Origin of the sequence: Vibrio rotiferianus CAIM 577 = LMG 21460 (assembly GCF_002741985.1) — a bacterium.
GTDB classification, from domain to species: domain Bacteria; phylum Pseudomonadota; class Gammaproteobacteria; order Enterobacterales; family Vibrionaceae; genus Vibrio; species Vibrio rotiferianus.
The window spans coordinates 106,282-114,263 of record NZ_APHW01000008.1; the positions used below are offsets into that span (position 1 = coordinate 106,282).

Consider the following 7,982-nt stretch of genomic DNA (forward strand, 5'->3'; position numbering starts at 1 on the left):
ACAGAGTCTCGTTTTCTCTGACAATACTATTATTTTGAGGTGCTATAGATGAGTGAAGCTGATGCTCGTCCATCAAACTTTATTCGCCAGATCATTGATAAAGATCTAGCGGATGGTAAACACACTAGCGTGCATACTCGATTTCCGCCGGAACCAAATGGTTACCTGCATATCGGTCATGCTAAGTCTATCTGTTTGAACTTCGGTATTGCTCAGGACTACCAGGGTCAATGTAACCTACGTTTCGACGATACAAACCCTGAAAAAGAAGACATCGAATACGTTGAGTCTATCAAGAAAGATGTAAACTGGTTGGGCTTTGAGTGGGATGGTGAAGTATGTTACTCATCAAACTACTTCGACAAGCTTTACGAATATGCAATTGAATTGATTAATAAAGGCTTAGCGTACGTTGATGAGCTAAGTCCTGAGCAGATTCGTGAATACCGCGGTACGCTAACGGCTCCGGGTAAACCAAGCCCATACCGTGATCGTCCGGTAGAAGAAAACCTAGCGCTATTTGAAAAAATGCGTGCGGGTGAGTTCGAAGAAGGTAAAGCGTGTCTTCGTGCGAAGATCGACATGGGTTCTTCATTCATGGTTATGCGTGACCCAGTGATCTACCGTGTACGTTTCGCGACTCACCACCAGACTGGTGATAAGTGGTGCATTTACCCAATGTACGACTTCACACACTGTATCTCTGATGCGCTAGAAGGCATTACGCACTCTATCTGTACTCTAGAGTTCATGGATAACCGTCGTCTGTACGACTGGGTACTAGATAACATCACAATTGAATGTCGTCCTCACCAGTACGAGTTCAGCCGCCTAAACCTTGAATACACAGTGATGTCTAAGCGTAAGCTAAACCAACTAGTAACTGAGAAATTGGTTGACGGTTGGGATGACCCACGTATGCCAACCGTATCAGGTCTGCGTCGTCGTGGCTTCACATCTGCATCTATTCGTGAGTTCTGTAAGCGTATCGGCGTAACGAAGCAGGAGAACATGATTGAGTTTGGTTCACTAGAATCTTGTATTCGTGATGATCTAAACGAAAATGCACCACGTGCGATGGCCGTTCTAGATCCAGTTAAGATCGTTATCGAGAACTTTGAAGAAGGCGCGGTTGAAACTCTAACGGTAGCTAACCATCCAAACAAACCTGAAATGGGTGAGCGTGAAGTGCCATTCACTCGTGAAGTTTGGATCGAGCGCGAAGACTTCCGTGAAGAAGCAAACAAGAAGTACAAGCGTCTTGTTCTAGGTAAAGAAGTACGTCTACGTGGCGCATACGTGATCAAGGCTGAACGCATCGAGAAAGACGCGGAAGGCAACATCACAACAATCTTCTGTACTTACGATGCTGATACACTAGGTAAGAACCCAGCAGATGGCCGTAAAGTGAAAGGTGTAATTCACTGGGTTTCAGCGGACAAAGCTCTGCCTGCAGAAATTCGTCTGTACGATCGTTTGTTCACAGTACCAAACCCAGCTGCTGCGGATGACTTTGCTGCGACAATCAACCCAGAATCACTAGTGATTCTAAACGGTTTTGTTGAGCCAAGCTTAGCATCATCAGAAGCTGAAAAAGGTTACCAATTTGAGCGTATGGGTTACTTCTGTGCAGATTCGAAAGACTCTTCAGCAGATAACCTAGTATTCAACCGTACGGTTGGTTTACGTGATACTTGGGCGAAAATCGAGAACCAATAATCTCAATTTATCGCCAACAAAAATGCCAGCAATTGCTGGCATTTTTTGTTTGTACGTTAGTGTTAGAGACGTCCTGGTTTTGTTGTGGAAGCGGTACCTTGTTTAGAGTCATACCAAATCACAAACTGAGCGCTGTCAGGATCATCATCATATCCCTTTACTGTATATATGTAATAACATACAGACCAGTGACCAGAGCTGTCTCTTACTCTTTTTGTAATGAAGTCGACAGCATCATGCTGGTTATTGGAGTTAGATAAACGATATTCAGCCCCCAATAACGCTTCCCATACGGCGATACAGCCTGGGTTGTTCTTGCCAATGTTAAAAGGACTACCAATCTTACCGTTACTGTTACCTTTGTTGGTTCCTAGCGGATAGCCAAATTCATTTACATCCAGGCTTCCACCACCATATCCTTGTAAATTGACCTGAGCTTCAGGTGTAGCACCATTGGCGAGCCACTGACTCTGGGTGAACTTTACCCCGGTTTGGAGGTTTGTGGCGATATCTTCGATTTTAGCTAGATATGCATCGTCTTGAATGTTGAGAAATCTTGGCGCTGCTACGACAGCAAGAATACCAAGCACAACGATCGCGATTACAAGCTCAAGCAGTGTAAAACCATTCTGCTGAGAATTCATGGCTACCTCCAAAACAAAAAACGCCAGCTTTACGCTAGCGTTTTAACCATAAATTACATAAACATCAACAACTATTTATTTTGATGGTTTATGTGCGTCTGGGTTGTCTTTGCAAGAGCCATCACTGCATTTACCGTAAAGGTATAAGCTGTGGTTAGTCAGCTGTACGTTGTATTGAGCTGCAATCTCTTTCTGGCGTTGCTCGATAATGTCATCTGAGAATTCAATAACCTCACCACAATCAAGACACACTAGGTGGTCGTGATGGTGCTGAGTTGAAAGTTCGAATACCGACTTGCCGCCTTCAAAATGGTGGCGAGTTACGATACCCGCATCATCAAACTGGTTTAGAACTCGATAAACAGTCGCAAGACCAATTTCTTCACCTAAATCGATAAGCTTCTTGTACAAATCTTCAGCGCTGATGTGTTGGCAGTCTGGCTGTTGTAGTACTTCTAAAATTTTTAGCCTAGGAAGCGTTACTTTAAGACCCGCATCCTTTAGCGCCTGATTGTTGTCTGACATATACTTTCCCGTTGGATCATCTGCAGCGATTTAACAGAATTCAATATTCCTACCATTATAGGTTAAGCCGCGTCAACAATAAACCACGAACTTCAAAGGGTTAATAGATTATTTTTGTAAATTGGGAACGGGTCGATTATATTACAGATCAGACCAGTTACAATTGCGTAACATGGAAATGTTAGAGGCATGGAAGGCAATGAATAAGCGACTCGCCAAAATATATAAGCCGGGAATAGTGAAGTTTGCGCTCAATATTTGGCCTCCTTTTTGGGGGGGGCTGGAATTAAAATCTTACATATTTCCGAGGACTTTCGAACAGTTAAAGTCCGACTGAAGCTTCGGTGGTGGAACAAAAATGCAAATCGAACCCAATATGGTGGCAGTATCTTCTCTCTGACCGATCCTGTTTATTCTCTGATGCTAATGGGCATTCTGCGAGAGGAATACTATGTATGGGACAAAGAGGCGAGCATTAACTTTATTAAACCTGGTCAAAGTGATTTGTATGCAGATTTCGAAGTGACCGATGGGATGTTAGATGAGATCTATCAGATGACGCGAAATGGAGAAAAGTGTTTTCCTGAATTCATCACTTATGTGAAAGACAAAGATGGTAACGTAGTGTCTGAAGTTAAACGTAAGCTATATGTACGTAAAAAGCCTCAGTATCGAGAAGAAGAAATTGCAACAGAAGCACCATAATCATAAGAGACAAAAAGACCTCCCAGTAGGAGGTCTTTCTTCATGAATGCTGTATTAGCCTTCAAGCTCAGCTAGGCACATTTCTTCGTAGATTTGCTTAACCCAGTTTTCAACGCGTTCGTCAGTCAGTTCAGGTTGACGATCTTCATCAATACATAGACCGACGAATTGACTGTCATCGCCTTCAACAAGTGCTTTAGACGCTTCAAACTCATAACCATCAGTTGAAGTGTGGCCTAGGATAGTACCGCCTTTTGCTTCAACGATATCACGCACTGTGCCCATCGCGTCACAGAAATACTCTGCGTAATCTTCTTGGTCACCACAACCGAAGATAGCCACAAGCTTAGTTGAGAAGTCTACTTGCTCAAGCTCTGGGAAGAAGTCATCCCAATCACATTGTGCTTCACCGTAGTACCAAGTTGGGATACCTAGAAGTAGAAGATCAAAGTTATCAATGTCTTCTTTGCTGCTTTTTGCGATGTCTTGAACGTGAACTAGCTGTTTACCTAGCTGCTTTTGAATCATCTTTGCAACGGCTTCAGTATTACCTGTGTCGCTACCGAAGAAGATACCTACACTTGCCATAGAGTCTATACCTTTACATTGTATGTTACTGGCGATGGGGGAGCCGGACTTAACCTAATCCAGTACCTTCCCAGCTTAGCTGAATAATGCCTTTAGCGATAAAACCAGCACAGCCTAGGAAAAGGACTAACCATACGATACGACGACCAAAAACAGGTACATTGCCTTGCTTGAGTACATCTTTTATTGCCATCCCGATGAAAAAGAAGATAGCAGCAAAAAGCAGATCGAGTCCAATTGACTCGAGCATGTCCATATAGTCGTATAGCATTGTCGTCCTTCATGCCAAAAAATCTTGGGCGCACTATACCACTGTTAATCCGTAAAGTTAATGCACTATAAGAAGGGTTATTTCAATAATTAGGCGTAGTTTTTCGAATTTGTTAACTCGAAATATATTTCCTGATCACGCGCATCACTTCGACCGGCTTCTCGGCATGTAACCAGTGCCCGGTATTGGCAATAATGTGTGCTTTGGCGTTATTAAACTGGCGCTGAACCGCAGGCTGGTGCTCAGGCATCAAGTAATCTGAATCACCACCTTTAACAAACAAAGTGGGAATGTTTGTAGGTGCTATTTCTTGCCAGCCAATGATGTCGTTATAGTTGTTGAACAAACTCGCAACGTTAAAGCGCCAATCCATTTTGTCGCCATTTTTATACAACGATTTCGACAGGAACTGTCTGACGCCATCGATCTCAATATGTTGAGCGAGAATATCCATTGTTTGCTGGCGATTAGATGGTTGCTCTTTGATTACTGCTTGCAAGCCATTAAATACGTTGTCGTGACGGTTGGTTTGGTAAGCCACGGGCGCCATATCCAGCACGACAAGTCGTTTAACAAACTCAGGTGCTGCATCCACCAACTTCATAGCGACTTTTCCACCCATAGAGTGGCCGATGACAAGTGCAGGCTCAACCTTTAGATAGCGAAGTAAATCGGCCACATCTTGTGCTAGAACTTCATAATTGTGCGTGTCTGAATGGAAAGAGAGGCCATGATTTCGGAGATCGATACTGATCACCGAGTGATCCTGAACGAGATCGCGAGCCAGTAACCCTAGATTACTGAAACTTCCAAACAATCCATGAATCAAAACAACCGGTTGGCCTTGCCCTTCTTGCTTATAGTTGAGTAATGCTGACATTTTATCTTATTCGTGATGGGTTTAACGTGGAGTATCCGAGAGGATCTCGTTATAATCCCCCAGAGTTTAAACGTTGAGAATGTGAAAAGCGAATGAAAACAATTGAGGTTGATGAGGATCTATACCGTTTTATTGCGAGCAAAACTCAGCATATCGGTGAAAGTGCCTCGGATATTTTACGACGCCTTTTGGACCTAGATGGTCAAAAACAGCAGCAAACAAGTGCTCCTGTATTAGAGCAGCCACAGGGAATTGTAGTAAGTAAAGATGCTGGTAAAGACGCGCAAATTGATACTGTGAAAGAAATGCGTTCGCTATTAATTTCGGATGAGTTCGCGTCACTTAAAAAAGCAATTGATCGTTTTATGTTGGTATTGTCAACATTGCATAACCTGAACCCAGAAGGGTTTGCGCAAGCAACAAAGGTTAAAGGTCGCAAACGTGTATATTTTGCAGACAACGAAGAGACACTGTTAGCAAACGGTAATACAACCAAGCCTAAAGCTATTCCGGATACACCGTTTTGGGTGATTACCAATAACAATACCAGTCGTAAAAGACAGATGGTTGAGCAGGTAATGACACACATGGAGTTCCAACCTGACTTAATCGAAAAAGTAACAGGTTCAATCTAAAGAAACCTGATAGAAGCCTCATAATGTGTAGCGTTTAGCGGATATTATGAGGCTTTTTTAATTTTATTTGTATTTAAAGAAAGGATGTCAAACATGGCTATGCACCCTCGTGCTGGGCAAAAAGCGCAGCAGGAAGATCTTCACAATATCCCAGCACTCGTTGCTAACTACTTCTTACTTCAACCAGACGCAGCAAACGCAGAACACAAAGTTCAATTTGGTACTTCTGGTCACCGCGGTACAGCAGATAAGCACACTTTTAACGAAAACCACATTTTAGCCATCGCTCAAGCGGTAGCAGAAGTTCGTGCTGAGCAAGGTACAACAGGTCCACTGTTTGTAGGTAAAGACACGCATGCGCTATCTGAACCAGCGTTTTCAAGTGTGATTGAAGTATTGATTGCAAATGGTGTGAAAGTGATTATCCAACAAGACAACGGCTATACACCAACACCGGGTATTTCACATGCAATTCTGACTCACAACATCAAGCATGATGACAAAGCTGACGGTATTGTAATTACCCCATCTCATAACCCACCACAAGACGGCGGTATCAAATACAACCCGACGCACGGTGGCCCTGCAGAAGCAGAGCTGACTCAAGCTATCGAAGATCGTGCAAACGCGCTGATTGCAGAAGGCCTACAAGGTGTTAAACGCCTACCACTAGCAGAAGCTAAAGCATCGGATCTGTTTGTTGAGATGGACTTGGTGAAACCATACATCGATGATCTAGTAAACGTTATCGATATGGAAGCCATCCAAAAAGCAAACCTGAAGATTGGTGTAGATCCATTGGGTGGTAGCGGCATTGATTACTGGCGTCAAATTGGTCAGGCATACAACCTAGACTTAACGCTAGTAAGTGAAGCCATTGACCCATCTTTCCAATTCATGTCACTAGATAAAGACGGCGTTGTACGTATGGACTGTTCATCTCCTTACGCAATGGCAGGTTTGTTGGCACTGAAAGACGAATACGATCTAGCATTTGGTAACGACCCTGACTACGATCGTCATGGTATCGTAACGCCAAAAGGTCTGATGAACCCGAACCACTTCTTAGCGGTTTGTATTGATTACCTATACCGTCACCGTGACGCGTGGGGTAAAGATGTCGCTGTGGGTAAAACGCTAGTATCAAGTGCTCTGATTGACCGTGTTGTAGCGGATTTAGGTCGTGAGCTATGTGAAGTACCTGTTGGCTTCAAATGGTTTGTGGATGGCCTGTACACTGGTAAGTTCGGTTTCGGCGGTGAAGAAAGCGCTGGTGCATCTTTCCTTCGTAAAGATGGTACGCCTTGGTCAACAGACAAAGACGGCATCTTGCTATGTCTTCTAGCGGCAGAGATCACTGCGGTAACGGGTAAGAACCCTCAAGATTACTATGAGGAGCTTGCAGCGAAGCACGGTGAATCGAAGTACAACCGTATTCAAGCTGTAGCAAATGGCCCACAAAAAGACGTGCTGAAGAAGTTGTCGCCAGAAATGGTAGCGGCTGAAACTCTAGCAGGTGATACAATTACTGCTCGCTTAACGCACGCTCCAGGTAATGGCGCTGCAATCGGTGGTCTAAAAGTAACAACAGCGAATGGCTGGTTTGCTGCTCGTCCATCAGGCACAGAAGATATCTACAAGATTTACTGCGAGAGTTTTAAAGGTGAAGAGCACCTAAAACAAATCGAAGCAGAAGCACAGGAAATCGTTAATCAAGTGTTTGCAGCTGCTGGTCTGTAATTCAAAGGATTAAGGTTTTGAAAGGGTCGACAATGTGTCGGCCCTTTTTTTGTTTGTTGAGAGGGAACGCTGTGCTTCGAGAGGCGGGAACGTTTCGCTCTAGGAATCGAGAGGTGCTCGTTGAGAGTGTAGTAAAAAGGTATTTTGATTAAGAAGGTGTTGACGGAACTTGTTCCTAGAAAAGCAAAATAAAATCGTTTCCCGTTTCCCGTTTCCCGTTTCCCGTTTCCCGTTTCCGTTTCCGTTTCCCGTTTCCCGTTTCCCGTTTCCCGTTT

Annotated in this window: 8 protein-coding genes and 1 pseudogene; 4 read left to right on the forward strand and 5 right to left on the reverse strand. The window is 43.8% G+C overall.

The window, feature by feature from the left end; translation table 11 throughout:
* Positions 1-48 precede the first annotated feature (48 nt).
* On the forward strand, positions 49-1,719 hold the full coding sequence (glnS, locus tag B853_RS03965) for a glutamine--tRNA ligase (protein ID WP_038885293.1): 1,671 nt from the start codon (positions 49-51) through the stop codon (positions 1,717-1,719).
* Positions 1,720-1,781: 62 nt separating this feature from the next.
* Here the strand turns inward: glnS and B853_RS03970 are convergent, their stop codons facing one another.
* Both B853_RS03970 and fcrX read right to left on the reverse strand, forming a co-directional pair.
* On the reverse strand, positions 1,782-2,363 hold the full coding sequence (locus B853_RS03970; protein ID WP_038885292.1) for a type II secretion system protein: 582 nt from the start codon (positions 2,361-2,363) through the stop codon (positions 1,782-1,784).
* Positions 2,364-2,438: 75 nt separating this feature from the next.
* Positions 2,439-2,888: a ferric iron uptake transcriptional regulator FcrX gene (gene fcrX / locus B853_RS03975; protein WP_010446797.1), complete on the reverse strand. Its 450-nt coding sequence runs from the start codon at positions 2,886-2,888 to the stop codon at positions 2,439-2,441.
* 199 nt (positions 2,889-3,087) lie between these two features.
* On the opposite strand from fcrX, the pseudogene B853_RS03980 reads away from it, so the two are divergent.
* A pseudogene (locus B853_RS03980) lies at positions 3,088-3,593 on the forward strand (DUF4442 domain-containing protein).
* 54 nt (positions 3,594-3,647) lie between these two features.
* Here B853_RS03980 and fldA read toward each other — a convergent pair.
* From fldA to B853_RS03995, 3 genes are all read right to left on the reverse strand, one after another.
* On the reverse strand, positions 3,648-4,181 hold the full coding sequence (gene fldA, locus B853_RS03985) for a flavodoxin FldA (RefSeq protein WP_038885291.1): 534 nt from the start codon (positions 4,179-4,181) through the stop codon (positions 3,648-3,650).
* A gap of 49 nt (positions 4,182-4,230) precedes the next feature.
* Positions 4,231-4,452 (reverse strand): DUF2788 domain-containing protein, encoded by a 222-nt coding sequence (locus B853_RS03990; RefSeq protein WP_010446802.1) that lies wholly within the window; start codon positions 4,450-4,452, stop codon positions 4,231-4,233.
* 112 nt (positions 4,453-4,564) lie between these two features.
* Positions 4,565-5,332: an alpha/beta fold hydrolase gene (locus B853_RS03995; RefSeq protein ID WP_038885289.1), complete on the reverse strand. Its 768-nt coding sequence runs from the start codon at positions 5,330-5,332 to the stop codon at positions 4,565-4,567.
* Between the two features lie 92 nt (positions 5,333-5,424).
* Between B853_RS03995 and seqA the strand changes: the two genes are divergently transcribed.
* Positions 5,425-5,967, forward strand: a complete 543-nt coding sequence (gene seqA / locus B853_RS04000; RefSeq protein WP_010446807.1) for a replication initiation negative regulator SeqA — start codon at positions 5,425-5,427, stop codon at positions 5,965-5,967.
* Positions 5,968-6,060: 93 nt separating this feature from the next.
* On the forward strand, positions 6,061-7,707 hold the full coding sequence (gene pgm / locus B853_RS04005) for a phosphoglucomutase (alpha-D-glucose-1,6-bisphosphate-dependent) (RefSeq protein ID WP_038885288.1): 1,647 nt from the start codon (positions 6,061-6,063) through the stop codon (positions 7,705-7,707).
* The last annotated feature ends 275 nt before the right edge of the window (positions 7,708-7,982 follow it).